Genomic DNA, 26,250 nt, shown 5'->3' with positions numbered 1-26,250 from the left:
TCAAATGACTCACAAAGGAGGTAAACGGACTACCTTTTTGGCCTCACCTTTAGCGTCGCCTGGTGTGTCAGGAGTCGGGTCGATGTGATTGGCCGAAGCGTCAACACTGCCGTCGAAGAACGGTTCGATGTTGTGTGCTTGTTCAGAACCAAGCATACGTAATGTTGCCAGCACGTACTTGTGGGCAAGAAGTTCGGGAGTGTATGTGCCACCTGGTGAGAACCACTGGGGTATCGCATTGCACATCGCGTTCACCGACCGGGTGGCGAGCGCAGGGTCGTCAACATGAAAGATTCCCTGGGAACGACCTCGGGCAATAATCTTTTCAAACACGGAACTGGATTCGCGCTGCATTTCGTGGGCTTGCGCGAAGCGGGGGCCGGACAGCCGGCCGGTTTCTAGCAGAATGACGCGGGAGTACATGATGTTGGTACACCTGTAACTGACCAGGTGCTGGACGCCGTACGCGACTTGGGCGTTGACGTCATCGGGGGCTTGGGCGAGGATTTCAGCCGTGCGTTCGTTGTACGTGGAGTAGGCCTTTTCCACCAGTGCAAACAGTGCTTCCTTCTTGGACGAGAAGTAGTAGTACAGGGCCGAAAGGCTGAGGTCAGCGCGCTGTGCGATGTCGCGAATGGATGCTCCGTCGAATCCATTGTGTGCGAACGTCACCAGTGCGGCTTGAAGGATTTGGTCCCGGCCGTTGGACTTTGTCATGCTGGGCTCCTTTTCGTGAGCTTCTCAACAACCTAATCATGCAGAAAATGTGACGCAAGTTATGTTCTGTTAACTGAGCGTCCTAGACTGGGCCATAGCCTGGTGAAGTAACCAGGAGTTTTGGTTTTACGTGTCAAGTGGCGCGCGCCCTTTTGTGGGTGGTGTGCTCCGAACAACCGGAGGTAAAGGTATGAAACTCGACGGTGCAGTAGCACTGGTGACCGGTGGCGCTTCAGGTCTTGGACTTGCAACGACCAAGCGCTTCTTGGAAGCCGGCGCAAAAGTGGTCATGGTCGACTTGAACGAAGAAGTCGGAACCGAAGCGGCAGCGAGCTTGGGCGACAACGCGCACTTTGTGGCTGCGGACGTGCAGAACGAAGAGCAGGTTCAGGCTGCTGTTGACAAGGCCACCAGCCTGGGTGACCTGCGTGTTGTTGTGAACTGTGCAGGTGTTGCGACCCCTGGCAAGCTGGTGGGCAAGAAGGGTGCGCTTCCGCTGGACCAGCTCAAGCTGGTGATTGGTGTGAACTTGATCGGTACCATCAACGTTTCGCGTTTGGCGACTGTTGCGATGCAGCAGAACGAAGAGCTCGACGGTGACCGTGGTGTCATCATCAACACAGCTTCGGTGGCTGCGTTTGACGGTCAGATTGGTCAGATCGCGTACTCCGCGTCTAAGGGTGGTGTCCACGCTGTGACTCTGCCGATGGCTCGCGAATTGGCTGCCAGCAAGATCCGTGTGAACACGATTGCGCCTGGTATTTTCCAGACCCCGATGATGGCTGGTCTGCCACAGGCAGCGCAGGATTCCTTGGCTGCTTCGATTCCGCACCCTGCTCGCCTGGGCACGCCGGAAGAATACGCGCAGCTGGCTGACATGCTTGTCACCCACGAATACATCAACGGTGAGACCATCCGCCTGGATGGCGCAATCCGCATGGCTCCGAAATAAGATTTCGGGAGTTTCTTTTGTAGTGCCGGCGCGTGCCCATTGTTGGGTGCGCGCCGGTTTTGTTTTGCTGGTTTTGTTTTGCTGTCTGTGAGTGTTTCGCACCCCCGCCGAGGTGGTTATTTGTGGGCGTGCTGCTGTTCGTCTGCGTCGTGGCGGGTGCGGAAACTGTGGACGAGTTGGCGTCGTAAAACGATTCCGCGGGCCGTGCCCATGCCAATGAGGATGAGGGTTAGGCAGATGGCACCAAGGGCCACGCGGTAGTCGAAGTCGTGGGCAAGTGGGCTGTAAGTGAGTTCGTGAACGACCACCGAAAGTATCGAGGCTGCGATCGCAGGCAGTGTCCACGAGGGTGAGAGCCTGGCGGATAGTGAAATGAGCACGACCGCCCCAGCCGGTGCTGCCAGGAGGGTAACGAACCACAGGCACAGGATGACGAGTGAGGCGACGAGTGCTTCGGGTGGGCCTACGTAGGACTTTTCGCGTTCCATGGGGTCGTGGCGAATAGCGGCGGGGAGCAGAGCGAGAGCGAGAACGCCCAGTGCGATTTCTACCCCCATGGTCACGACTCCAACGGAGTCGCCTGTGGGTAGGGAGCGTGGGAGGTCGCCACGTTCAACCAGAATGTGTTGGGTCACGTACATGGCAACGCCAGTGATTGCCGAAATCCAAAACAGGATGAATGTCCTGGTGCGTGATCGCAACGGTGTGTGTGACTCATCCATAGCGTTCACTGTAACGGCGAAGGTTTCATGCAACCTTAGAAACCCCCGTCTGAAACCCAACCCCACCACCGCCTCGGGGGTTTTCCCTACCCCGGTTGGCGGTCAGCACCATATTCTTGAACGGTAGGCGAAACCTAGATTGGAAGCATGAAGAAAGAACTGCTCATCCCGAACCCGTGGGGCATGCTCAATGTCCTGTTTTCGGGGATCATCGCGACCGTTTGGCTGTGGATTCAACTCATCGTCATCACAACCGGCATCAGTACCGCGCTGGCCGGTGGACTGGGACTCATCGTCCTGTTCTTTTGGGTGCTGGTGCAACGCGGTATCAATGTCCTGGAGCGTCGTCGCTCTGAAGCGATCTACAACACGGAAATTCCGTTCCCGCCTCGACGCCGAGCCAACAGCACTGGCTTCAGAGGCTGGGCAGAAACCAATATCCGCGCCGCCGGCGAAGCGTACTTCTGGCGCGAAACCGCACTGCACTTCTCCAAACAAGTGCTGGGGCTCTTCACACTCATCCTCGTCGCAATGTGTGCGACGTTCGCCACTTTCCTGTTCATCGGCGCCATTAACCCAGATGCGACTCTGATCGCCTTCGACGCCCCGGCACGAGGCCCGGCCCGTGGAATGTTCGTTGTGTTCGGGTGCCTGGCGTTCATCGTGGGGTTTGTGAGTCTGTGGGTGGCCGCGATCGCCGACCGCGCTCTTGACCGCTGGCTCTTAGCGGTGCCCCAGGCGGAAACCTTGAAGCGGGAACTCACCGAGGTTGACCGCGCTCGCGTGGGCGCGGTAGATGCGGCCACCACGGAGCGCCTACGTATCGAACGCGACCTGCACGACGGCGTCCAACCCACCCTGGTGGCCCTGTCCATGAAGGTGGGCATGGCTAAGGCGAAGGTGGCTCGTGACCCGGAGGGCGCGCACGCCCTGCTGGAGGAAGCGCACAGTGATTCGAAGGCCGCGATCACTCAGCTACGCGAACTGGTCCGGGGAATCCACCCGGCGGTGCTCACCGACCGTGGTTTGGATGCGGCAGTTTCGGCTTTGGCGGCCCGTTCGGCCGTGCCTGTGACGGTCAACGTCGATGTGCCGCGGGTGGCACCAAACATCGAATCGGTCGCGTACTTTGTGGTCGCCGAGGCGCTTTCCAACATGGGCAAGCACGCTCAAGCCACGGAAGGCCACGTGAGTATCACGTACATGGGTGGTCGCATGCGGATTGAGGTGCGTGACAACGGCCGAGGTGGTGCCCAGCTTTCGACCGCCGGCTCGACTACCGGGTTGGCTGGGTTGGCCCACCGTGTGACGGCGGCCAGGGGTACGTTCAATGTTCATTCTCCCGTGGGTGGTCCCACGGTTATCACAGTGGAGTTGCCATGCGAATAGTGATTGCTGAAGATTCGGTTTTGTTGCGTGAAGGTCTTGTTCGTCTGCTCACGGATGCGGGGCACGAGGTAGTCGCCACCCTGTCTGACGCTACTGATCTGCTGTCGTCGGTGACGGACCTCAACCCGGACCTGGTGATTGTGGACGTGCGGATGCCGCCCACGTTTACGGATGAGGGTATTCGGGCCGCGGTGCTGATCCGTAGCCAGAACCCGGAGGTGAGTGTGCTGGTGCTCAGCCAGTACGTGGAGGAACGGTACGCGTCTGATCTGATCGCTGAGAACACGGGCAACTTTGGGTATCTGCTCAAGGATCGTGTGGCTGATGTGGATGACTTCCTGGCCGCGGTTGAAGACGTGGCGGGTGGGGGCACGGTTTTGGATCCCGAGGTGGTTGCCCAGATCATGGTCCGCTCCCGGAAGAAGGACGGGCTGGCGGTTCTGAGTGAACGTGAACGCCAAGTGTTGCAGTTGATGGCGGAAGGGAAGTCAAACTCAGCTATTGCGAGCACGTTGTTCTTAAGCAGTGGTGCTGTTGAAAAGCACATCAGTTCGATGTTTACCAAGCTTGGTCTGCTGGCTGATAGCGATGAAAACCGCCGCGTCCTCGCTGTTCTGAAGTTTTTAGGAGTCTGACATGACGATGCCAACGGATTACTCTGGAAACCCAGTCCCAGGTGGGCAGAACGCGTACCCGCAACCACCTCGGGCGGGTGGGCACCCGCAACAACCCAAACCAAAGAAGTACACGAAACCTGCGCCACCGCTAAGTTCAACGGGCCGAATTCTGTGGCGCGTTGCCGTGGCCGCGGTGGTGTGCCTGGCGGTTGCCGTGCCGGCGAGTTTTGGTGCGGCGGCGGCCGTGCAGCTTCTGCAGGTCGAGGTGGTGGAAAAGAACATACCGTTCAACCCAGCGACGGATACGCTGGAACTGAACGGGGAGAATGTGTATGTCAAGGTCGTGCCCACCAAAGGTGAAGGTTTCATCAAGTACAAGGCTGTTGGTTCGGGGGAGCCACCAAAGGTAGAAACACAAACATCTGACTCAGCCGACCAGGTGAACGTGACGCACACCCCAGGCAAGTGGACGGCAGGCAGAAGCACAACGGTTACGATCGGTGTGCCGGAAGGCAAAGCACGCAACATCCAGGCGGAATGGAAATCCGGTGAGGTGAGCATCGACGAAGGCACCTACCAGGACGTGAAAGTGACGAGCGATCGGGGTGTGGTTCACTTCGAAGCGAAAGCAAAGAACGTGGAGTTGAGCACCAGGTCGGGCATGATTTCCGCGGCAGGTGAGGCGGAAAGTTTCACGGGGCGCGCTCGCACGGGAAGTGTCACAGTGGATGAACTGAAGGTCACCGGCGCGGTTGCTTTAGAAGCGACAAGCGGGGCGGTGACGTATGAAATGCACGAAGACACGCAGCCTTCAAGCATCCGGGCAGGGGCCAAGACTGGCGCAGTAGACATCGAGGTTCGGGATCCAAAAGACGTGCCGGACGGGCGCCCGTACGCCGTGGAAGCTCAAACTCAGACTGGTTCGAAGACTGTCAATGTAGACTCAAACGATTCCGACCCCAACGCGATCCCGGTCAAAGCATCGACCAAAACTGGAGCAATCACGATTGACTACACCAACTGACGGTTCTGGGCAGGAAGGTTCTGGGCAGGAGCCGAGCCAGAACAACTCAGTCCAATACGGAGCTGAGCCTAGCCAATACGGAACGGAGCCGTTTCCGTCGCCAGCCCCGGCCAGCTCCGTTCCGCTCGCCCAGGCTCCGCGACTGCAACCGGGTGACGTGGTGCGGTGGCGATTCCGTCGGCACGACTTCGCGGTACACGGGGTGGATGTTGTGCAGCCGGTGCGGGTGGTGCGTCATGACGAACGTGGACTAGTGGTGTGGCTGGCCGGGGGCACGCCGGTGGTTCACGCCCGGTTGGCGGGGTTTGAGAGTGTGAACCCGCACAACGTGCCTGATCACGTGCGGTTTAACCCACGCAGGGTCGATCGTGTGGCGGTGGGTGGCCAGTGGTATGGGCGCGGGGTGCTACGGCTGATTCCGGTGGGCATGCCCTTTTCGGTGTGGGTGTTCCGTGAAGCGTCGGGCACAGTGAACGCGCACTACGTGAACCTTGAGGGGCATCACCGGTTGGGGCCCGCGGTGGACGGGAACGCGGTGGGGGAGTTATACACCTCGGACCATGTGCTTGATCTTGTGATTCGCCCAGGCCAGGTGCCACAGCTCAAAGACGAAGACGAACTGGCCGCGGCGGTGAAGTACGGCCAGTGGGACGCTGACGTCGCGGCAGCAATTCGCGCCAACGCCGCTGTGGCGTTGAGCGAGTGGGAACAAGGCATGTGGGCATTTACCGAGGACTGGTCGGGCTGGCAGGCGCCCGGCAGTTGGGATATCCCGGGCCGGGAATGTGTGGACCCTGACGGCTCGGTAGAGTGGCATCATGGTGACCATTAGACGCGTTCCGCAGTTAAAGAACTTCTTGCCACTCATGCAGTTCGATCTCAACCTTGGGGGTCGAAAATCCAGGTTGGCGCGTGTGGGTGACATTGATGATTTGCGTCGGATTGCCAAGCGACGCACACCTGCGGGGCCGTTCAACTACGTGGACGGTGGTGCGCAGGACGAGTACACGTACCGCGGTAATCGTGAAGCGTTTAGGAACCTAGAGTTTGACCCAGCGATTTTGGCAGGGTCGGCCGACGTGGACCTATCCACCACGATCGCAGGCGTGGAATCGCGCTTGCCGGTGGGGATCGCCCCTACCGGGTTTACCCGCATGATGCACACGGAAGGCGAAGTGGCCGGTGTGCGCACGGCTGACCGTTTTGGGGTTCCGTTCACCCTGTCCACCATGGGTACGCGCAGCATTGAGGATGTGGCGTCGTGTGCGCCCAACGCAACCAAGTGGTTCCAGCTGTACCTGTGGCGTGACCGCGACGCGTCCCAAGATCTGCTGGAACGGGCGTGGAAGAACGGCTTTGAAACGCTGTTGGTGACTGTGGACACCACGGTGGCGGGGCGTCGTTTGCGCGATGTGCGCCACGGGCTCACGATCCCGCCTAAGCTTTCTGCCGGAACGGTGTTGGATGCGTCGTACAGGCCAGAGTGGTGGTTTAACTTCTTGACAACTGACCCGCTGACGTACGCGTCGCTGTCGAACGAGGTGTCTGATCTGGCGAGCCTCACCTCATCCATGTTTGACCCCACGTTGAGTTTTGAGGACTTGAAGTGGATTCGCTCAGTGTGGCCCGGAAAGTTGTTCGTGAAGGGTGTTCTGACCGAGGTGGATGCGTCGAAGTCTTTGGACGCCGGCGCCGACGGGTTGGTGGTGTCCAACCACGGTGGTCGTCAGCTCGACCGCGCGCCTATCACCTTAGAGGCGCTTCCGGTGGTCCGTGAAGCGGTGGGTGAGGATGTGCCAATCATCCTGGATTCGGGCATCATGCGTGGTCAGGACATTATTGGTGCGCTGGCCGTGGGTGCCGACTTCACGTTGATTGGACGGGCGTACCTGTACGGTCTCATGGCCGCCGGTGAAGCTGGGGTGCGCAAGGTCTTTGAGATTCTGGAAAACGAAATGACCGTCACTATGCAACTCATGGGGGCCGGGTCAATTTCAGACCTCAACCCAGACATGGTGCGCACGTACTCGCGTAACTTGAAGTCATAGGTGACAGAACAACATAGGAAGTGACACCTCGGGCAGTGGCCGGGGCAACCACAACGGAGGGAACCATGGACGCATTCGAAGCCGAATACGGAACGGTCACGCTGACGATTGAGGACCGGTTGGCGCATGTGGAGTTCAACCGGCCGGAGACCTTGAATTCGCTGACGCATGAGATGTTTGCGGATTTGGTGGATGCGGGGAGGTTCGTTGAGGCCCGCGACGACGTGGCCGCTGTGGTGTTGACCGGTAAGGGTGCGGGGTTCTGTTCTGGCCTGGACATGAGCGAGTTCAAGAAAATGGCTGGGGGTCAGGCGGAGTTGCCGGAAGCTCGTGAGGGTGTGGGCCCGGCGAAAGCGTTGGCACAGCAGGCTGTTTTTGTGTGGCAGCAGGTGGAAGCGCCGGTGATTGCGGCGGTGCAGAAGGTGGCGTTCGGTGGTGGTTTGCAGATTGCGTTGGGTGCGGATCTGCGGGTTGCTCAGCCGGATGCCAAGCTGTCGATGATGGAGATCAACTGGGGGATTGTGCCGGATATGTGCGGTACTCAGCTTCTGCCACGTGTGGTGGGGGCGGGGAACGCCAAGCGCATGATTTTCACTGGTGAGGTGGTCACTGGGCAGCGGGCCTACGAGATGGGGCTGGTTGAGGAACTGGCCCAGGATGCGAATGCGCGCGCCCTGGAGTTGGGGCGTGAGTTGGCGGGGAAGTCTCGGTCAGCGTTGGCGCAGGCGAAAATGCTGGTGGACTTGAGCGGGCGCGCGTCGTTGAGTGATGCGTTCGCGGCTGAGCAGCGTGCGATCCGCAGTCTCATTGGTGGTGAAGAACTGGCCGAGGCGGTCCGCACACGGATGCGGGAACTAGGCAAGGGTTAAGGCTGGGCCTGGGCTTGCTTTGGTGCGGGTCTGATTCCGGCTGTTTACTCTACAACTCTCGAACAGGAGTGTAGAGTAAACGCCCTTTTTGTTCGTTTTGTTCACGTTTTCAGCTCAAAATCGACGCGTTAATCTACACATCAAAGCGGAATCGGTTCTCTTCTGTAGAGAAAACCACCTGAGGTGTTTGCCGTACAACTTACGCACCCGCCCCATACGAGACCAGTTCGTCCCATTTCGCCGTTGCAGAGAAGGGACTAGCGAAGCTGGAACTTGAAAGGTTGATACTACCCGCGTTCCTTCAGAGTTCAACGCATTCAACGTTCAGTCCATGTTGCCACGTCGTTATGCCCGCCGTGTCGAAGGCGCGCCGAACATGATCAATGACTCGGAGTTCATCCCCAACGGGCACACTGAGCGTTTCCCGTCAGGAGTGAGACCACTTATGTGGGTCGACTGTTTCGACAAAGGGAAGGGACCGAAATACCTTGCTCGGATACTGGTCAAACTTCCTGACGAGTTTCATGCTTTTATGGTCATTGGCCTGGAGACGCTACCCGGCCCCGTGTCCGGTTTTATGTCTCAGGCACGCGCACTCGGGGTGGGGTAGAGCACAGGATTCACTTTCGCATGAATCCCTCTCAGTCAAAGGTTGCCTCAATGTCTTGCGGAGCTGCTCGTTGTGGCGACGCTTTCGTTTCGACAAGTCTAAAAGAATCCTTTGGGCACGCCCTAGTTGAGGCAGAGAGCTACGCACTCTCGAGCTATGCTTTCGATCTCTCTGTGTTGCCTGAAGGGGTGCCGGGGGGTACGGTGATTGTTAACCTGGGCTATGCTGAGCCCTGGTCTTTGCGCTTCGCAGGCAGGCGGAGTGGGACACCTACCGATAGAGGACAGCCATGATATGGGATGACTACATGCGGATTCGAGCAAAAGGCTTGGAACCGTTCACACCGTGGCATCTACACGACAAAGTCAAGTGCTATGACTTCTTAGAGGCACTCAATATCCCAACTAGCAAGATTCTGCGTCGCTTTGCCTCCCCCCGCGACATAGACTTGTCTGGCCTCCCCGAAACCTTTGTGCTCAAACCTACCTTGGAATCATCACTTCGCGGAGTCATGGTCCTGACCAAGACCGGAGACGAAGACCTATTCACAGAATCTCTGACGAATAAGCAACTCACGTTGAGCGAGATCGTAGAGATCCAAGACTCGCTCTTTTCCAAGAACTCAAATAAAGCCAATCAGCTGATAGTCGAGCAAGTAATCCAGGACTGCGATGGCCTAGAAGTTCCTCGCGACTTTAAAGCGTACGCGTTCCGAGGGGAGATTGCAGCATTTGTAGTTATTGACCGGAATCATCGGACGGCACACATTGGACGTTACGACGAATGCTTTCGCTTACTTGACAAGTCGTCATTGGTCCAAGAAAAACCTAGCCCACCCCCTCAGCTTCCTGATAGCGAGACCTTGGAGGCGTTGACTTGCTTGGCACGTAAGACTTCCTTGGTTGTGCCAGCCCCCTTCTCGCGGATTGACCTGTATGCCACGCCATCCGGCCCCGTAGTCGGTGAGATCACCTTGGTTCCTGGAGGGTATTTCCCCAAGAACAATCGACTGAGGCTGTCTGACGACTTCCAAGCAGCTATGGGGGCAATGTGGAGTCGAGCCCAATCAAACATGGAAGCTACTTATGATGCGGTTGCAAGACGCATCTATGGGAAGCATTTGGCTGCATGCACCTATGAGGAAGATCGTTCAATTAGAAGAGACCTGAAGCTTCACGGGACACCTCTTATTTGAGTACTGCACCACCAACAGCGTGCCCTCCAATGGCTTGCCTCTCATGAGCATTCTGTCTCATTCGAGATGCTTCCAGTGTCTAAACTTTCGTTGCTCGGACACGGCGCGATCGATGCCGTGATACTCAACCCGTCTCTCGGGTCGTGGATGGACACATCGGCGTTGTGTGACCAGAGGGTCAGAGCGATGTCGAACGTCGGTAAATCGCGCAGATCATCCGAATCGGGTTTGAACGCCTCACCCAGAACCGCGATGCGGTGACTGTCTGATTTCAGTACATCGTTCACGCCAAAGACGCTCGGACAATGACGTACTCACGCAACCGCGCAGTCGTTCTAGCCATCGTCAACGGTCGCATGAGCATTAAAGACGCATCAACACAATTCGGTATCAGAACCCGATGGGTCAGGACCCTTCTGCAACGCCTCCGCACCGGCGGACTTGAAGAACTCCAACCACGCTCCGCACGTCCCCTCACCAGACATAGCCTGCCACGCAACTCGAACCGATGGTACAAGTTCTTAGCAGGACCAAGACGAACACCGCAACACCGTAGCTAAAACCCTGCTCAAACAAGGCCACCAACTCTTCCCGCTGACTCGCAGTCAACGTACTATCTGCACGCAAAGAAATACTCCTCACTAGAAGACAACTGATTTACATCAGTCCAACTAATGGGGGAGCACTCCAAATCTGTCCTCTTGTGTAGAGAAAACGTGTCCGAACTAAAACCTGGAGCGGGTCAGCTCTAGAGTAGCCGCTCCGGGGCCGAATACACATTAAACGTCCCCTTACGGTTAAACCCGATCACGGTCACACCCAGGCTGTTCCCCAACTCCACAGCAGCGGAACTGGGTGCGCTCACCGCCGAAAGAACAGGCACCCCCGCCATCGCTGCTTTCTGCACCAGTTCAAACGAAGCGCGCGAGGACACCTGCAAGACGCACGAACTCAACGGGAGTAGATCCTCGCGCATCGCCCACCCAAGGACCTTGTCAACGGCGTTGTGACGGCCCACGTCCTCGGCAACCGTGAGCAAGGTGGGGGAGGTAGCTGGAGAGCCTGAGTCAGCCCCGGTTCCGGCCCCCGCGGTTGAAGAAGTGCCCGAGGTCGCCCCAGCCCCCGTCCCAAACCTAAACAGCCCGGCCGCGTGAATCCCGCCGGTTGTGGCAAATAGGGGTTGCTGGTCGCGCATGATGTTCGGCAGTTCGCACACAGTGGCAGGCTCAAAGAATGACTCGGACGCGGGCAGCTGGTAGCTTGACACCTTCGTCACTGCTTCCAGGGCAGCCGTGCCACAGACCCCGCACGCCGAACTGGTGTAAACATTCCTTTCCTGCCCCACCGGAAGCCCGCCGTTCTGCGCCAGGGCGGCGGACACCTCGGCCGAAAGACGCACCCTAGCCACGTTGTAGTTGCGGGTGCCGTCAGGGTCCAAGCCGGTGGAGAAATCGATCTCCACCACATCACTGGTAGTGCGGATGATCCCTTCGCCCAGAAGCAGGCCCAGCACCAGCTCGGTGTCCATGCCGGGGGTGCGCATCATGACCGTGAACTCCTGGTCGCCCAACCGGATTTCGAGGGGTTCTTCGCCGGCAACTTTGTCGGTTTTGGTGCGGATACGGCCGTTGGGCCCAAACACGTGGACGCGGGTGCGGACGGAACGACGCATGGTGACCTTTCGGGTGGAGGATACGCTGGCCCTATGGTCGAAAACGGTACATCACAAAGCGGGCAGGTGGGAGCCTCGGGGCTGGGAGCAGACCCCGCCCAGGCGCCGAACCCACTGGACGCCATGGCAATCGCGTACGAAAGTGGCACGCGTCTGCCCGCCCCGCAGGTCACGCGCCCGTTGGCCGAGTGCGTTGGTGAAGTGCTTGCCCAGGACGTGCGGGTGGTGAGGGATGTGCCACATTATGACTCCTCGGCCATGGATGGGTTTGCGGTGCGCGGCCCGGGGCCGTGGATCGTGGGGGAGAATGCGTGGCCGGTAGCGACGGGGTCGCTGGTACCTTCGGAAGCCACCTCGGTGGTGCGGCAAGAGTGGGTGCAGGTTGATGCTGGTGAGGCTAGTGGCGCTGGAACTGCTGGCGCTGGGCGGATTTCCTTGGCGCCAGGGGCGCCGCAACGAGATCTGGAACCCGGCCGAAACATCCGTCGCGCCGGTCGCGAAGCCCTCTCCGGGGAACTGGTCGCCCGTGCTGGGGAGCTGCTTACGCCCGCTCAGGTGGCGTTCGCAGCGGTGGCGGGGCATGACACATTGCCGGTGTGTGCCCGGCCGCGGGTGGGGTTGTTGTTGACTGGTACCGAGGTTGTCGCCTCCGGCCTGCCTCAGCCCGGGTTCGTGCGTGATGCGTTTGGCCCGCAGTTGCCCGCGTATGTGCGCATGTTGGGTGCCGAGGTGGTTGCCAGTGAGCGGATCGGCGACGGTGAGGCGGAAACTGAGGCCGCGTTGGAGAAGCTGGTGGGTCAGTGTGACGTTGTGGTGTCCACGGGTGGAACTGGGCATTCGCGGGTCGATGAGGTCAGGCGTGCTGCGCTGAGGCGGGTCACGGGTGAGACGGGCCGTGTCCTGTTCCCCGAACTCAACATGCGCCCGGGCCACCCCACGTTTCTCATGGAACATTCGGGGGTGGTGCATGTGGGCCTGCCGGGTAACCCGTTGGCGGCGATGGTGGCGTTGCGGCTGGTGCTCGCCCATGTGCTCCGGGGTGCCCTGGGCCGTGGCATCGAACAGCCCGGGGCCGTGAGCCTGGCCCACGATTTCGACCCCGGTCAGGGCAGGTCTGGTGCCGGATCGGCGTGGCGGGTGATGCCAGCCAAGCCGGGGGACACCTCGGCGGGAGAAGGTGGGCAGCAAAGCACACAACCGAGGGACACCTCGGGAGCAAACCTGCAGCGCTGGGAGCTGTGTGACAAGCGGGGCTCAAACATGTTGCGCGGACTGGCGCAGGCGCGCGGGTTGGTGGTCATCCCTCCGGAAGGTGCGGGAGCCGGGGACGCGGTGGCGTGCCTGCCGTTGCCCGTGTGAGGTGCCCTGAACAGGTAACAGCGCTACGACCGCCGTGACCTGACCTGAAAGCGACGCTCTCACCAGGCACCGCCCCAGCGACTACCTGGCCTTGCCCAGGTCTTTTGCGTCGGCGGTGGTGGGTCGTACGGGGTCGATGTTGCGGTGGGCGGCCGCGTCGAGGATCGCGTCGACGGTATCCAGTTCGATGATTTCGTTGAGCAGGTGCAGGGTGGGGCGCATCATGTCGAGGCGGTGGGCGTTGTAGTCGGCGAGCAGTGTGTGGGCGGGTGCCCATTCGGAGTTGGTGGCTTCTGTGGTTTGGTGTTGGGCGGCGAGGTTGTGGGCGTCGGCGACGTAGAAGTATGTGTCGAAGCGGCGTTTGGGGCCTGGTGGGGTGGTCCAGTTGGCCCAGGGGTGCAGTGCGGTGGGCTCGAGGGTGGCGCCGGTTTCTTCGCGGGTTTCGCGTACGGCGGCGGTGAGGAGCGCGTTGATGGTGGGTACGTCTGTAGCCCAGGTGCGGGCCCATTTTTGGGCGTGTGAGGCCGAGGCGGTGATGGGGGAGTGGTAGTCGGCATCGTCTACGCGGCCCCCTGGGTAGACGACCATGCCGGCGGCGAAGTCGATGGTGGTCACGCGGTGTTGGACGAAGAGTTCGAGATGCGGATTGTGGCGGACCATGAGGACACTCACGGCTTTGCGGATAGGAACCTGCAGCGGGTCAAAGTCGCTTGCCGGGGCAGCGGGTGCGTGATCAACCATGATGCTCCTCTCTGACGCACTGCCCTCACTGTACCTGGTGTGGCCACTTCGACATGAGCGGAAACATATATTCTCTCTGGGTAACGCACAGCACTGTATGCACGAACTGCTACATTCGCGAGCTCTTTCCAATCGAATGAGACAATATGACGGTAAGCCCTGAGCGTTGGCTACCTATACTTCGGTTAAAGTATTAACTACGTATGCAATTTTAATCTTCATCCGGGGCAAACGGTTTTTAGTTCTAGGTGAATGATTTAAGCGTGAAGTTCATGGTGATGACGAACTTCAGGGTAATAGTTTGAGTAGGTTGGTATGGATAACGCAGTGGCTACTCCGTTTGAAGAACTCGATGTTAGCTTTGACGTCGTCCCTGGGGAGCGGGTTTATGTCGACGTTGAGATCAAGTGCGACAAAGAAACTGAGAAAGCCGCCGTTCTTGAAGTGGTCGCTCTGACTGAAGAGTCTGAACCGGTCGAGCTACCTGACGCTGGGCACTCGAGTGCGTATCAAAATTTTCGATATGTAGCAGGTTCTTCATCTGAATATAGGAATAACCACTTTGAATTTCAGGTACCCGATAATGTGGTTTCACTCAGGCTTAAAGGTAACCTGCGCAGAAACGTTGCAAATGCGTTCTACTCTGGGCAAGTTGTCTTTAATTCCGAATCGAGTTCTGAATCTGTTTTAGCAACTCCCAGTGGCAATGATGTCGCGCTTCATCCACCAGCGTACAAAATTGTACTTAATCCACCAGAGGGTGCCACTTCTGTTAACGTCGAAGTTCACGGTTTAGCTGGAGATGGAGTTGAGAGTCGCACTCCGGTTTCAGTTGAACTGCGAGACAAATCAGGAAATGTACTTTTGCCGCCTACGAATCTAGGTATTTCTCCGGCAATCGGCGGGTACCTCTATGTGTCTGCTTCAGATAAAAACATTCCGGATGTCACTGAAAGAGAGTTTAGTTTCGGTGAAGAAACGCATGAAATTTTGATTCGTGGTAATAAATGGAATGATAAAGGTCTACTTTTAGTAGGAGCTCCAAAGGTGGAGTGGAGGCGGTCCGCAGAGTCATTGTGGCACCTTGAAGAGTTCTTAGATTCGATAAAGGCGGATGATCCGTTGTGGATTGTGGACACGACTGCTCCGCCGGTGGGAGACGATACTCGAGCTCTTCGTCCTAACAACCTCGTGCGTGAACTGAACAAGCTTGGACACCATGTTCTCTTCTTCCCGTTTAGCTCGATCGGTGAAATGTCGGAACGGCCATTACCCAATGTCTGTCAAGCAAACCGGGAACACTTTGATGACGCTGTTGCGATGGTGGCGCGTAGAAGGCAAGGAAAAAATACAGTGTACGTGTGCTCGTCGTTCCCGTCGCTTTCAGCTAACGGTGCAGTCGATGCAGCAACTGCACATGGATGGCAGACGCTATATATCGTGCGTGACGACATGGAAGAATTCAACCGTGTCGGCTACTCAAAGTGGTACACATCGACTTTGGAAAGGCGCATGATCGAACGCGCAGAGCGTGTAATCACCGTGAGTCCTGCCCTCCAACAGAAAGTTCGTAGTCTGACCGTTAAACGTGACGTCGATGTCCGTGTAATTCCCAATGCAGTGCGGGAAGAAGTAGTCGAACGTGCAAAGTCACTTCGCACCAGCGAGGTATGGAAGCACAAGGACCTTGCGGTTGGCTATGTGGGACATCTAACTCCATCGTGGTTCGATTGGGAAGCTGTACTCCACCTCGCTCGCGCACTTCCCGAGGCGCGTTTTGAGATCATCGGACATGGTGCTCCGGCACTGGGGCAAGTTCCAAGTAACGTGTCGATTCTTGGTCCGAAAACTCATGAGGAGATTGAATCGTACGCACGATCGTGGAGAGTGGGTCTTATTCCATTCATCCAGAGCCCTCTGTCTGTAGGCGTTGATCCCAACAAGCTTTTTGAATACCTGGCATGGGGTCTCCGTACGGTTTCGTCGCCAATGGGATCAGTAGACTCATCTCCGTCTACGTGGGTTTACCGAAATCCTCAAGAACTGGTGAGTGCTGTTGACGAAGCGTTGCACCAACCTATGACTGACGAAGAACTGAGCAGGATCGACCAATTTGCAACCGAAAACACGTGGAGTGCGCGTGCGCAACTCTACGTTGAGATGATGGGATTTTCCTCATGAGTAACAATCTGATTGTGTACAAGAACTGCTCGCGTGGTGGTGTTTCTTCGGTCATTCGTGGTCGTGCGCGAGCAAATCCGGAAGCCCATTATGACGCTATTTTCGAATTGAACAAGGGGGGTGTTGCGACCTTTGAGGAGTTCGCTAACCTCAGCTGCAGAGTAGTTGGTTCACGACTCGCTGAGTACACTAACCACGTTCTGGCAAACCGCGACTATGATCGTGTTTCGGTCCTATCAAACCCGCAACTTGCTAACACGCTAGAGGTTCCAGACAACACGGAGCTGGTCTATGAGATCCACTCCGGGGCGTTTTCGGTCGTCAAGAAAGAGCTTGACGTTCTCGACCAATCTCGCGTAGACGTGTTCAGGGTTCCATCCCATTACAGCGCGTTTCACGTGTTGCCAATGCTCAAGCCTCGATTTCGGCGGAGGCTTGAAGTGGTCCCCAACCGCGTAGACACCTACTTCTTCAACGATGCGTTGGACGCGCCTTACAACACGTTCAGCGATGAGATTACCCCACTTATCTGGGTAGGTCGTTTTGATCGCGGTAAGGGATCGAAGTACCTATTGCGGTTACTTGCACAACTTCCAGAACGATTCCATGCGTTTGTGGTGATCAGCTTGGAAACTCAGCCCGGTCCTGCGTCGGAGTTTTTTGCAGAAGCAGCAAGCCTACGCGTCGAACATCGAGTTCACTTGCGAATGAATCTATCTGCCGCGGAGCTGGCAAGTTTCTATCGTGGGGCGGCTCGAAGTGGAGGTAGTTTTATTTCCACAAGCCTGGTTGAATCGTTTGGGTATGCGCTCGTTGAAGCGCCTAGTTGCGGTCTAGATGTGGTCGCGTTTGACCTGCCGGTAATCCACGAACACAGTGACTTTCACACACGCATGACAACGGTTCAACCCGGAAATGTGGAAGCAATGGCAGAAGTGCTCACGGGTCGCGAAGCATAGACTGTTCGTTGAACTCCTGGCCACTTGCTCAGAAACCGTGGGGTCCGAGTTGAATTATCACTTGCTAATGAAACGTCGGCTTTCGAAACTTGAAAAGGGCGTCCCAATTTTCCTTGGCGAGAAGCACGAGGTTAAAAAGTTCGCTCGGTTTGTCGGTGTTCGTGTACCACAGCAGTATTTCTACGGACAGTTGTCTGATCTAGATTTTGACCAGTTACCAAGTGAATTCGTGTTAAAACCCGATTTCGCAAGTACCTCCCAAGGCGTCCGACTTTTGGAAAAACGTGGAAATGCGCTCTACGATCTCCAGAAAAATGAAGAATTCAACAGGGAAAGCGTCCTCGAGGAAGAGCGTGGCATTGCGCTCAAATATTTTGAAGATACATCACAGGGAAACTTTCATGCTGAGCAACTGTTGCGAGACCATGACGGCTCAGCTCCGATTCCCGATGTTAAGTGCTACTGTTTCAGCGGTGTAATTGGAATGATCGTGATTGAGCGACATATTACGCCAACTACGCGCGAACTCATGTATTTCGACGGAAACTTTCTCCCATTTGTTGATACAAATGAGCGGTATTCGGTTGCTGAGGTGGCAAAGCATCTAGATACAGTCGTTGAGGCGATAGTGCCGAAAAACTGGGAAGCTTTGAAGCTTACTGCGGAACGAATTTCAAGTGCTGTTCCTTCGCCATTTGTTCGTGTTGATCTGTATGACGTCCCTAATGGAGTTTATTTAGGTGAGCTAACTTTCGAACCAGGTCCCTATTACTACAAAAATAGGCTCTTGATGTCGCAAGCCGAATCTGCACGACTTGGTCGTTTGTGGTTGGAAGCTGAAGAACGCTTAGTCAAGCAAGGTGTTATTCCAGTGCAAGATGACATGCACGAAGTGGCTTAGCGATGGTAGAAATGTTCAAAGGCAAATAAAAGTTTCGAAGGAGAAGCAATGTCAGAACCTCGTGTCATCAATGGTGTCGAAGAACTCGAATCCTTAGTCGGTCAGCCAGTAGGGACTGGAGACTGGTTTGAAATTACTCAGGAACGTGTTTCTCAGTTCGCAGATGCAACCGATGACCACCAGTGGATCCACATCGATGAAGAACGGGCCAAGGAAGGGCCTTTTGGTTCCACGATTGCGCACGGTTATCTGACACTGAGCCTCATTGCTGGTTTAAGCCCAAAGATCTTCACCATCACCGGAATGAAGATGATGATCAACTATGGGCTCAACAAGGTGCGTTTCCCACAGCCAGTTCCTGTGGGTTCTCGTGTGCGTGATGTCGTGGAACTTGCCGAGGTGAACCGCAAGTCATCCGGTGTGCAGGTAGTCATGAACCACACTGTCGAAATTGAGGGTGCTGACAAGCCAGCCTGCATCGCACAGACCGTCACTCTCATGGTTGAGGCGTAGCCCGTCATTCTTTTCTGCGCACGTGCGGGGACTAGCGTTCTTGCACGTGCGCTAAATTGGGATGGTGGATTTGTGGGCAACTCAACTGTTTGAACTCGACTGGCCAGCATGGCTGGTTACCCTACTGATCATCCCCGACATCCTGATTCGGCTTATTGCGCTGGGATGGGTTCCGTACAGGCGCAAACCAGCCGTAGGGCTGGGGTGGCTGTTAGCCATTTTCTTCATCCCGTATGTGGGAATCATTGCGTTCCTGATTTTTGGTAGTTCAAAGTTGCCGGCAAAGCGCCGAAAAGACCAGCAAACAATCAACGACCTGATCAAAGAGCAAACAGACGACCAAGCCATCTTGGGCAAATCCGAGCACCTCACGGAACCACTTCGCACCTCGGCGCAACTAAATTACTCCCTGGGTGCGCTTCCCATGACGCACGGGAACTCTTTTAGCTTGTTGCCGGATAATCACGAAGCTATCCGCTTGATGGCCGAAGAGGTTGAGCGCGCTAAGAAGTTCGTCCATGTGGAATTTTATATCGCTGCCTATGACTCGACTACTGCCCCGTTCTTTGATGCGTTGAAGGACGCTGCGGAGCGTGGGGTGCACGTGCGTGTGCTGGTGGACCACATTGGATGCGTGGGGTACCCAGGCTACAAAGAGCTAGTCAAGCTCATGGACAACTCACCTATTGACTGGCGACGGAGCTTGCCCGTGCGGCCGTGGCGGTTGGAGTATCAGCGCCCTGACTTGCGGAATCACCGCAAGATCGTGGTGATCGACGGTGAGGTTGGGTTCACTGGTTCGCTCAATGCGATTGATAAGACGTACAACAAGCGTGCGAATGTGAAAAAAGGCTTTGAGTGGAAAGACTTGGCCATTAGGTGTACAGGCCCGGTGGTTAACGAGCTGGACGCCGTGTTCGCGACTGACTGGTACTCAGAAACCGGCGACATTATTTCTGATGAGTTGCAACTGACCATGGACACCCCGCACGAGGGTGGAATCATGGCGCAAGCGGTGCCCTCAGGGCCGGGTTTTCCGTTGGAAAACAATTTGAGGCTGTTTAATCACTTGGTGTATAACGCGAACAAGCGTGTTGTGATTGTGACTCCGTATTTTGTTCCTAATGAGTCGCTGAAGCAGGCGTTGACGACAGAGGCGCATTCCGGGGTTGATGTTCGGATTTATGTGTCTGAGCAGGGAAACCACGCTATTTTGCAGTACGCGCAAGAGTCGTTTTATGAGGAGCTCATGGAGAACGGGGTGAAGATTTTTCTTTACCCCAAGCCCACGATTCTGCACTCGAAGTTCATCCTGGTCGACGACGATGTCACGGTGATTGGGTCATCGAACATGGACGAACGGTCGTTTGCCATGAACATGGAGATCAGCTTGCTCATCGTTGATGAAGGTGTGACATCGTCGCTGTATGACTTGGAAGAAGAAGCGTATGTGCCCGTGGTGAAGGAGCTCAATATCGAGCAGTGGCGTAAACGCTCGCTGAAGCAGAAGTATCTAGAGAACGTGTGTCGCTTGACGTCGTCGTTGTTGTGAATGCGAAAGGGGGCGGGTGACCATGGATCACCCGCCCCCTCACGACGCACTTACTTCGTAGGTGCTGGACCTTCTTCGTCCATAGGAGTAGCTGGGTCTGAAACGACGTCGTCAGGAACCTCGGACTTAGGGTCGTTTTCGACCTTTGCCTTTACATCGCTGGTAGCTTCTTTAGCTTTAGCAACGCCAGCGTCTGCGGCTTCCTTCACCTTGTCTGCAACAACAGGTGCCTTGTCTTTGACTGCCTGTGCAACAACAGGAGCTTTTTCTTCGATCTGTTCGCGGGCGGTTTCGATACCGTCCTGGACTTTGGGGTCATTCCACAGGTTTGTTGCCTGGCGCTTGAGGTTTTCATAGCTCTGGCGTCCGGCGCGCGAACCCAGAACAAATCCGATACCAATTCCGGCAAGAAGGACGAGTCGTTTCTTCATGTGAAGCTCCTAAAACTTTTGCTTGGGCGACCAGTTTCATTATGTCAGGTGACGCATGCTCGTGAACGGTTTACGACAAATTCGCACAAAAAAGTGGTGTAACCACCAGCCGGTGACCACACCACTTTTGTCAAGCATTACTTACGTGCGTTTATCGCTTCAGTTGCCTGCGGAAGTACGTTGAACAAGTCGCCAACGACACCGTAGTCTGCGAGCTCAAAGATAGGAGCTTCTGCATCCTTGTTGACTGCAACAATGTTCTTCGAGGTCTGCATACCAGCGCGGTGCTGGATCGCACCGGAGATACCAGCAGCAACGTACAGCTGAGGCGAAACGACCTTACCGGTCTGACCTACCTGGTTCGCGTGTGGGTACCAGCCAGCGTCAACGGCTGCACGTGAGGCGCCGACGGCAGCGCCAAGCGAGTCTGCCAGAGCTTCGACTGGGCCAAAGTCTCCACCGGTACCGCGTCCACCGGAAACAACAATCGGTGCTTCCGTGAGGTTTGGGCGACCTGAAGAAGGCTTTTCTTCAACCGAAACGATACGTGCGGTCTTTGCTACATCGCTTGCGGTGAAGCTCACAGCTTCAACAGCTGCCTGTGCGCCAGCTTCAACCGGTGACACTGAGTTTGGTTTCACGGCAACAATCGGAGTGCCCTTGGTGACCTTACCGGTGACCGTGTACGCACCAGCGAACACCGACTGGGTAGCAGTGAAGTCAGCTTCCACCTCAACAGCGTCAGTAATGACACCGGAGCCGGACTTAATTGCTGCACGACCAGCAATTTCCTTGCCTTCGGCGGTTGACGAAACGAGGACGCCAGCTGGCTGACGCTCGGAAATGAGCTGCGCGAGCAGTTCAGCCTTAGGAGCAACCAGATATTCGTTCAGAGCTGGGTCGTTTGCGACAAGAACCTTGGTTGCGCCGTACTGGCCCAGCGAGGCCGCAGCGTTCTGCGCCTGGTCGTCAGACCCTACGAACACTGCTACTGGTTCGCCGGCCTGCTGAGCAACTGCGAGGAGTTCAAATGTGGACTTTTGTACGTTGCCGTCCACGTGGTCTACAAGAACGAGAACTTCAGACATGTTTCGATTCCCTTTGTGTTAGTTGGACGGATTGATTAGACGAGCTTCTTGGAAGCGAGCCACTCAACGAGCTGGTTTCCACCTTCACCTTCATCGGTGACAATTTCACCAGCGGTGCGTGGAGGACGTTCGGCGACGTTGACCACCTGGGTGGTCGCACCGTCAAACCCAACTTCAGCTTCAGCGAGCTCAAGGTCTTCAAGGTCGTAGTAGTCAATGGGCTTCTTCTTAGCAGCCATGATGCCCTTGAAGGATGGGTAGCGAGGTTCGTTGATCTGGTCAGTCACGCTCACAACGGCAGGCAGGCTCACTTCAATGAACTGGCTCGAGGTGTCGCCGTCGCGACGAACACGAACGGTGCTTCCTTCAACAGTCACTTCCGAAGCCTGAGTTGCCGCAGGGCGTCCCAGCAGTTCAGCAACCATGGCTGGCATGACGCTCATGCCACCGTCGGTGGATGCAAGGCCCGTAAGGATGAGGTCAACCTGTTCCTCTTCTTCCTCTTCGTATGCTTTGATCGTAGCGGCGAGAACCTTTGCGGTTCCCACTGCACACGTACCTTCGAGGTCTTCGTCGTCGACGTGAACACCTGCATCGGCGCCCATCTGGAGCGCCTTGCGAACAGCGTCCTCTGCGTCTTCGGGTCCAACTGTCAGCGCGATAACTTCAGCGTCGCCTACAGCATCCTTGATTTTCAGGGCTTCTTCTACCGCGTATTCGTCAAGCTCGGAAAGAATTCCGTCGCTTTCGCGGTCTACCGTGTTGTCGTCGTCGAAAGTCCGGTCGCCAGCTGCGTCCGGAACGTACTTAACAAAAGTGACAATCCGCATATCAGCAGTCATCCTTCCTGGCCCAGTGGCCGTGTGGTCGTATCCTCACTGTAACAACAGTTCAGTTAGTCAGTGCTAACTGAACGTTTTACTGGGTGAACTGCCAGTTTCCGGGCGGAAGGAAAGCGTCTTATGCGATGCGTTCGAAGATTGCCGCCAGGCCCTGTCCGCCACCGACGCACATAGTTTCCAAGCCGTATCGGGCTTCTCTTCGGTGCATTTCGTACGCCAAGGTTGTGAGGATGCGCGCCCCTGTCGCGCCTATGGGGTGCCCTAAGGAAATGCCAGAACCGTTGACGTTGAGGCGGTCAAACGCCGAGGTCGTCGCTGAGAATGCAGGAAAGTCCCACTCGCGGGTAACCGCCAGCACCTGAGCCGCGAATGCTTCGTTGAGTTCGATGAGATCCATATCTGGCAGTGCAAGGTTTGCGCGGTTGAGCGCATACTCGGTTGCCGGAACTGGTCCAATGCCCATGGTTTCTGGTGCCACTCCACTCACACCCCAACTCACCAGCCGCACAAGCGGTGTGAGCCCGTTGCGTTCAGCTTCCCGCATGGTTGTCACAATGCACATGGCGGCGCCGTCATTTTGGCCGGAAGCATTACCCGCCGTCACGGTGGACTTCGGATCGGTGCTCTTTAAAATAGGGGAGAGTTGCGCAAGCTTTTCTAGCGTGGAATTGGGGCGAATGTGCTCATCAGTGTGTACCTGGTGTTCAGTGACCTTGCGGGTACCAGGTACCGTAACCGGCACAATTTCTTCCATGAAATGCCCAGCCCGTTGCGCCTGCGTCGCGCGCCTGTGCGACTCAACTGCTAGTAGATCCTGTTCTTCACGTGAAATGGCGTACTTCCTCCGCAAATTTTCAGCAGTTTCGATCATTCCACCTGGAATGACATGATTCTTGCCACCTGCCGTGACCCGGCCACGTTGAAGGGAATCTTTCATGTTGACGGTTCCGTTGACCGAACCCCACCTGATGCCATCCACAAAGAATCCGGCACCAGACATCGACTCAACTCCACCCGCAACCACCAGCGAAGCACCTCCTGTTGCGATTTGTCCGGCAGCGTCAAGGACTGCTTGCAGGCCAGAAGCGCACCGTCGATCGACCTGTCTTCCGGCTACGCGAACCGGCAAGCCAGCGTCGAGTGCGACAACGCGTCCAATGGACGGGGCCTCCATGGTTGGGTAACCGTGCCCAAGAACCACGTCGTCGATGTGTTCAGGGTCCAAGGCGATTTTTGCTAACAGTGCTTCGAACAACTGTGTTGCTAGCTGAGGTGCCGTGAGCGAAGCAAACTGGCCACCGAACCCGCCCACTGGCGTGCGTAGAGGAGAGCAAATAACAACGTCGTTAATCATAAGGACAGTCTAATTTCATGGGAGATTCCTCGAACGCGGCCACGCATTCTGGAATGACCGTATGAACCTCGTACAATATTCGTTAGGTCTTTTTACGACAGTGCGGAGCTTCAGTGTCACACTCAGATATTTTCGATGACAGTCCCGAAACCAGCGAGGAATCTCAGCTGCGACGACCTCGGGCAAAAAAGAAGAAAATGACCGCTGGGAAGTGGGTCATTTCTGGTCTAGTTGTTTTGGTTCTCCTGGGGATGGCGGCTATTGGCGGGTACTTCCTGTACGTCAAATCACTGTGGGACAAGGGGTCACAGAAGATTGAGGCAAGCAAGATTTTTGGTGACAACCCACCACCAGACGCCAGCAAAGATGGAAAAGGCACAAACATCTTGTTGCTGGGATCCGACGCAAGGAAAAAAGACGTTGACTACACGAGCGCTCGTGGATTCCGGTCAGACACGATCTTGATCGCGCACATCCCAGCTGATAACTCAGGCATTTACGTGATGTCGGTTCCACGTGACTCGTGGGTGGACGTCGAAGGTCATGGAAAGGCAAAGATTAACGCCGCGATGTCGTACGGTGGATTGCCGTTAGCGACTAAGACTTTCAGCGAGTTCATTGGTGCGCCTATCCACCACGTCGCAATTATCGACTTTGAAGGTTTCCAAGGATTGAGTACCGCGCTCGGTGGCGTTGACGTGAAGTCTGAAGAAGCGTTTTCGTCGAACGGGTCGAACTTTGAAGCTGGTGTAAACAACGTCGAGGGCAAGCGCGCGCTGGACTTTGTGCGTGCTCGTAAGAACTTTGCGGATGGTGATTACACGCGTATGCGTCACCAGCAGGAATTCCTGAAGGGTGTTATGCGCAAGACCTTGTCAGGTAACACGCTTTCAGACCCCGGGAAGATCTCCAACATCGTCAAGGAGTTTTCGCCGTACGTGACGGTCGACGACGGTCTTTCGTCCGACAAGATGGTGAAGATGGGGCTTGGAATGCGTGGGCTTAGGGCCAGCGATATGCACTTCTTCACCGCGCCCAACAAGGGGCCGGGCCGTGCTGGTAAAGCTTCGATCATTGTGGTTGATGAGAAGGAACAGAAACGGATGCAAGAGGCGTACGCTAACGGCGAAGTTGCGCAGTTTGCAGAAACCGCTAAGAACGGTGCTTGGTAGTTAAGCTAAATGCCGGGGCTAGTTCAACATGAACTAGCCCCGGCATTTTGTTTAAAAGCGGTTACTTGGTGCGCCACGCTCCGCGGGTGTCGTAGACGAAGCCAGCGTTGACCGCTGATGGGTCAACTGCCTTGATCTCATCGTGGTCAACGAGCAAGAGCACGATGTCGGCGTCGCGGATTGCATCGTTGAGTTCGGTCAGTTGCACATTTTCGAACTCTGCAAGCTTGGCAGGGAGTTCCTTGATGTTTGGTTCGGCTGCCAGGATCTGACCCTGAGGAAGACGCTGGGCAAGCTGTTCAGTAATGAGCATTGCCGGGCTTTCGCGCAGGTCGTCAATGTTGGGCTTAAACGCAAGACCCAAAACAGCGACCTTGGGGGCGGTGAACTTTTCTGCCTGCGGAATGATCTGGTTGAGAACGAACTCTGGTTTCGCGTCGTTGATCTCACGTGCGGCGCGAACAATGCGGGCAGTTTCAGGCGCAGACGACACGATGAACCATGGGTCAACAGCAATGCAGTGGCCACCAACACCTGGGCCAGGCTGCAGAATGTTGACGCGAGGGTGGTGGTTGGCCAGTTCGATGAGCTCCCAGACGTCGATTCCGAGGTCTGAAGAAATGACCGACAATTCGTTTGCGAATGCGATGTTGACATCGCGGAATGAGTTCTCGACGAGTTTGGACAGCTCTGCGGTTTTAGCGTCAGTCATCAGGAATTCGCCGTCGCAGAAAAGCTTGTAGAGGTCGCGTGCGCGTTCACCAGCGTCGCCGTTGAGCGAACCAACAATGCGGTCGTTCGTGCGCAGTTCTTCTACAATTCGGCCAGGAAGCACGCGTTCTGGGCAGTGAGCGAAGTAGACAGAGTTGTCCTGGCCCGGTTCCATGGTCAGGTCAGGGCGAGCGTCCAGGATGACCTGAGCCATTCGCTCAGTGGCACCGGGAGGAGAAGTTGATTCGAGGATGACCAGTTCATCACCCTTGAGCTGGGGCGCGATTTTAGTCGCGGCGTCCTCAATGTAGGCCAGGTTAGGTTCGTGGTCACCCTTAAAAGGGGTGGGTACAGCCACGATGTAGTTTTGTGCAACTGGTGTTTCGAGGCTGGCGGTGAGGTTTCCGCTCGTGACTGCCTTTGTCAAAACTTCCTGCATACCTTCTTCTACGAAGGGAAGCTCGGCGCGGTTGACTGCGTCTACGGTGGATTCTTTTACATCGACGCCGATTACTTTAGCACCACCGTTGGCAAGAGCAGCGGCGGTTGGTAGGCCAATGTAACCTAGGCCGATCACTGCAACGGTTGGCTGGGATGTCTCCACACCCTGTGTCATGGCTTGTCCTCACTC

26 protein-coding genes are annotated in these 26,250 nt (G+C 56.3%); 16 read left to right on the top strand and 10 right to left on the bottom strand.

The window, feature by feature from the left end:
• Nucleotides 1–9 precede the first annotated feature (9 nt).
• Nucleotides 10–717 carry a TetR/AcrR family transcriptional regulator gene (locus JOE56_RS04930; protein WP_204515090.1) on the bottom strand — a complete coding sequence of 236 codons (708 nt, stop codon included), beginning with the start codon at nucleotides 715–717 and terminating at the stop codon, nucleotides 10–12.
• Between the two features lie 190 nt (nucleotides 718–907).
• Here JOE56_RS04930 and JOE56_RS04925 point away from each other — a divergent pair, with 190 nt between their 5' ends.
• Nucleotides 908–1,669, top strand: a complete 762-nt coding sequence (locus JOE56_RS04925; RefSeq protein ID WP_204515089.1) for an SDR family NAD(P)-dependent oxidoreductase — start codon at nucleotides 908–910, stop codon at nucleotides 1,667–1,669.
• 116 nt (nucleotides 1,670–1,785) lie between these two features.
• Here the strand turns inward: JOE56_RS04925 and JOE56_RS04920 are convergent, their stop codons facing one another.
• Nucleotides 1,786–2,391 carry a hypothetical protein gene (locus tag JOE56_RS04920; RefSeq protein ID WP_239530373.1) on the bottom strand — a complete coding sequence of 202 codons (606 nt, stop codon included), beginning with the start codon at nucleotides 2,389–2,391 and terminating at the stop codon, nucleotides 1,786–1,788.
• 147 nt (nucleotides 2,392–2,538) lie between these two features.
• Here JOE56_RS04920 and JOE56_RS04915 point away from each other — a divergent pair, with 147 nt between their 5' ends.
• From JOE56_RS04915 to JOE56_RS04885, 7 genes are all read left to right on the top strand, one after another.
• The gene (locus JOE56_RS04915) at nucleotides 2,539–3,780 is read left to right on the top strand and encodes a sensor histidine kinase (RefSeq protein WP_204515088.1); all 1,242 of its coding nucleotides are present in this window, start codon (nucleotides 2,539–2,541) and stop codon (nucleotides 3,778–3,780) included.
• Nucleotides 3,771–4,415: a response regulator transcription factor gene (locus JOE56_RS04910; RefSeq protein WP_005883494.1), complete on the top strand. Its 645-nt coding sequence runs from the start codon at nucleotides 3,771–3,773 to the stop codon at nucleotides 4,413–4,415. The genes JOE56_RS04915 and JOE56_RS04910 overlap by 10 nt, the downstream gene beginning before the upstream one ends.
• Nucleotide 4,416: 1 nt before the next feature.
• Nucleotides 4,417–5,421 carry a DUF4097 family beta strand repeat-containing protein gene (locus tag JOE56_RS04905; RefSeq protein WP_204515087.1) on the top strand — a complete coding sequence of 335 codons (1,005 nt, stop codon included), beginning with the start codon at nucleotides 4,417–4,419 and terminating at the stop codon, nucleotides 5,419–5,421.
• Entirely contained in the window at nucleotides 5,405–6,253 is an 849-nt protein-coding gene (locus tag JOE56_RS04900) for a ribonuclease FAU-1 family protein (RefSeq protein WP_239530372.1), read from the top strand. The genes JOE56_RS04905 and JOE56_RS04900 overlap by 17 nt, the downstream gene beginning before the upstream one ends.
• On the top strand, nucleotides 6,240–7,469 hold the full coding sequence (locus JOE56_RS04895; protein ID WP_204515086.1) for an alpha-hydroxy acid oxidase: 1,230 nt from the start codon (nucleotides 6,240–6,242) through the stop codon (nucleotides 7,467–7,469). Before JOE56_RS04900 ends, JOE56_RS04895 begins: the two co-directional genes overlap by 14 nt.
• A 65-nt stretch (nucleotides 7,470–7,534) precedes the next feature.
• Entirely contained in the window at nucleotides 7,535–8,338 is an 804-nt protein-coding gene (locus tag JOE56_RS04890; protein WP_204515085.1) for an enoyl-CoA hydratase-related protein, read from the top strand.
• Between the two features lie 899 nt (nucleotides 8,339–9,237).
• On the top strand, nucleotides 9,238–10,143 hold the full coding sequence (locus tag JOE56_RS04885; RefSeq protein WP_204515084.1) for an ATP-grasp fold amidoligase family protein: 906 nt from the start codon (nucleotides 9,238–9,240) through the stop codon (nucleotides 10,141–10,143).
• Between the two features lie 41 nt (nucleotides 10,144–10,184).
• On the opposite strand, the gene JOE56_RS04880 is transcribed toward JOE56_RS04885, so the two are convergent.
• Nucleotides 10,185–10,430: a UDP binding domain-containing protein gene (locus JOE56_RS04880; protein ID WP_204515083.1), complete on the bottom strand. Its 246-nt coding sequence runs from the start codon at nucleotides 10,428–10,430 to the stop codon at nucleotides 10,185–10,187.
• Between the two features lie 18 nt (nucleotides 10,431–10,448).
• Here JOE56_RS04880 and JOE56_RS04875 point away from each other — a divergent pair, with 18 nt between their 5' ends.
• Nucleotides 10,449–10,703, top strand: coding sequence for a helix-turn-helix domain-containing protein (locus JOE56_RS04875; RefSeq protein ID WP_239530371.1), 255 nt, complete (start codon nucleotides 10,449–10,451; stop codon nucleotides 10,701–10,703).
• Nucleotides 10,704–10,891: 188 nt separating this feature from the next.
• On the opposite strand, the gene JOE56_RS04870 is transcribed toward JOE56_RS04875, so the two are convergent.
• Nucleotides 10,892–11,815: a formate dehydrogenase accessory sulfurtransferase FdhD gene (locus tag JOE56_RS04870; RefSeq protein WP_204515082.1), complete on the bottom strand. Its 924-nt coding sequence runs from the start codon at nucleotides 11,813–11,815 to the stop codon at nucleotides 10,892–10,894.
• A 33-nt stretch (nucleotides 11,816–11,848) separates the two neighbouring features.
• Between JOE56_RS04870 and JOE56_RS04865 the strand changes: the two genes are divergently transcribed.
• Entirely contained in the window at nucleotides 11,849–13,174 is a 1,326-nt protein-coding gene (locus tag JOE56_RS04865; protein WP_204515081.1) for a molybdopterin molybdotransferase MoeA, read from the top strand.
• 81 nt (nucleotides 13,175–13,255) lie between these two features.
• Here the strand turns inward: JOE56_RS04865 and JOE56_RS04860 are convergent, their stop codons facing one another.
• Nucleotides 13,256–13,915, bottom strand: a complete 660-nt coding sequence (locus tag JOE56_RS04860; protein ID WP_204515080.1) for an NUDIX hydrolase — start codon at nucleotides 13,913–13,915, stop codon at nucleotides 13,256–13,258.
• Nucleotides 13,916–14,230: 315 nt separating this feature from the next.
• On the opposite strand from JOE56_RS04860, the gene JOE56_RS04855 reads away from it, so the two are divergent.
• The 5 genes from JOE56_RS04855 (at nucleotide 14,231) to cls (ending at nucleotide 20,021) form a co-directional block, all read left to right on the top strand.
• Nucleotides 14,231–16,096, top strand: coding sequence for a glycosyltransferase (locus JOE56_RS04855; RefSeq protein ID WP_204515079.1), 1,866 nt, complete (start codon nucleotides 14,231–14,233; stop codon nucleotides 16,094–16,096).
• Entirely contained in the window at nucleotides 16,093–17,055 is a 963-nt protein-coding gene (locus tag JOE56_RS04850; protein WP_204515078.1) for a glycosyltransferase family 4 protein, read from the top strand. Before JOE56_RS04855 ends, JOE56_RS04850 begins: the two co-directional genes overlap by 4 nt.
• Nucleotides 17,056–17,122: 67 nt before the next feature.
• The gene (locus tag JOE56_RS04845) at nucleotides 17,123–17,956 is read left to right on the top strand and encodes an ATP-grasp fold amidoligase family protein (RefSeq protein ID WP_204515077.1); all 834 of its coding nucleotides are present in this window, start codon (nucleotides 17,123–17,125) and stop codon (nucleotides 17,954–17,956) included.
• Between the two features lie 48 nt (nucleotides 17,957–18,004).
• The gene (locus tag JOE56_RS04840) at nucleotides 18,005–18,469 is read left to right on the top strand and encodes a MaoC family dehydratase (protein WP_204515076.1); all 465 of its coding nucleotides are present in this window, start codon (nucleotides 18,005–18,007) and stop codon (nucleotides 18,467–18,469) included.
• Nucleotides 18,470–18,533: 64 nt separating this feature from the next.
• Nucleotides 18,534–20,021 (top strand): cardiolipin synthase, encoded by a 1,488-nt coding sequence (gene cls / locus JOE56_RS04835; protein ID WP_204515075.1) that lies wholly within the window; start codon nucleotides 18,534–18,536, stop codon nucleotides 20,019–20,021.
• Between the two features lie 50 nt (nucleotides 20,022–20,071).
• Here the strand turns inward: cls and JOE56_RS04830 are convergent, their stop codons facing one another.
• The 4 genes from JOE56_RS04830 to JOE56_RS04815 all read right to left on the bottom strand — a co-directional run bounded on the left by JOE56_RS04830 (nucleotide 20,072) and on the right by JOE56_RS04815 (nucleotide 23,736).
• A complete protein-coding gene (locus tag JOE56_RS04830) occupies nucleotides 20,072–20,452 on the bottom strand; it encodes a hypothetical protein (protein ID WP_204515074.1) in 381 nt (126 codons plus the stop codon).
• Between the two features lie 137 nt (nucleotides 20,453–20,589).
• Nucleotides 20,590–21,540, bottom strand: coding sequence for an electron transfer flavoprotein subunit alpha/FixB family protein (locus JOE56_RS04825; protein ID WP_204515073.1), 951 nt, complete (start codon nucleotides 21,538–21,540; stop codon nucleotides 20,590–20,592).
• A 35-nt stretch (nucleotides 21,541–21,575) separates the two neighbouring features.
• A complete protein-coding gene (locus tag JOE56_RS04820; protein WP_204515072.1) occupies nucleotides 21,576–22,370 on the bottom strand; it encodes an electron transfer flavoprotein subunit beta/FixA family protein in 795 nt (264 codons plus the stop codon).
• 130 nt (nucleotides 22,371–22,500) lie between these two features.
• A complete protein-coding gene (locus JOE56_RS04815) occupies nucleotides 22,501–23,736 on the bottom strand; it encodes an acetyl-CoA C-acetyltransferase (protein WP_204515071.1) in 1,236 nt (411 codons plus the stop codon).
• 113 nt (nucleotides 23,737–23,849) lie between these two features.
• On the opposite strand from JOE56_RS04815, the gene JOE56_RS04810 reads away from it, so the two are divergent.
• The gene (locus tag JOE56_RS04810; protein WP_338028626.1) at nucleotides 23,850–24,908 is read left to right on the top strand and encodes an LCP family protein; all 1,059 of its coding nucleotides are present in this window, start codon (nucleotides 23,850–23,852) and stop codon (nucleotides 24,906–24,908) included.
• 61 nt (nucleotides 24,909–24,969) lie between these two features.
• Here JOE56_RS04810 and wecC read toward each other — a convergent pair whose 3' ends face one another.
• Nucleotides 24,970–26,235 (bottom strand): UDP-N-acetyl-D-mannosamine dehydrogenase, encoded by a 1,266-nt coding sequence (wecC, locus tag JOE56_RS04805; protein WP_204515070.1) that lies wholly within the window; start codon nucleotides 26,233–26,235, stop codon nucleotides 24,970–24,972.
• Nucleotides 26,236–26,250: the final 15 nt, after the last annotated feature.

This window comes from Brevibacterium paucivorans, assembly GCF_016907735.1.
Classification (GTDB): Bacteria; Actinomycetota; Actinomycetes; order Actinomycetales; family Brevibacteriaceae; genus Brevibacterium; species Brevibacterium paucivorans.
Note: the sequence above shows the minus strand (reverse complement) of the source record. Positions and strands in the feature narration are given on the sequence as shown.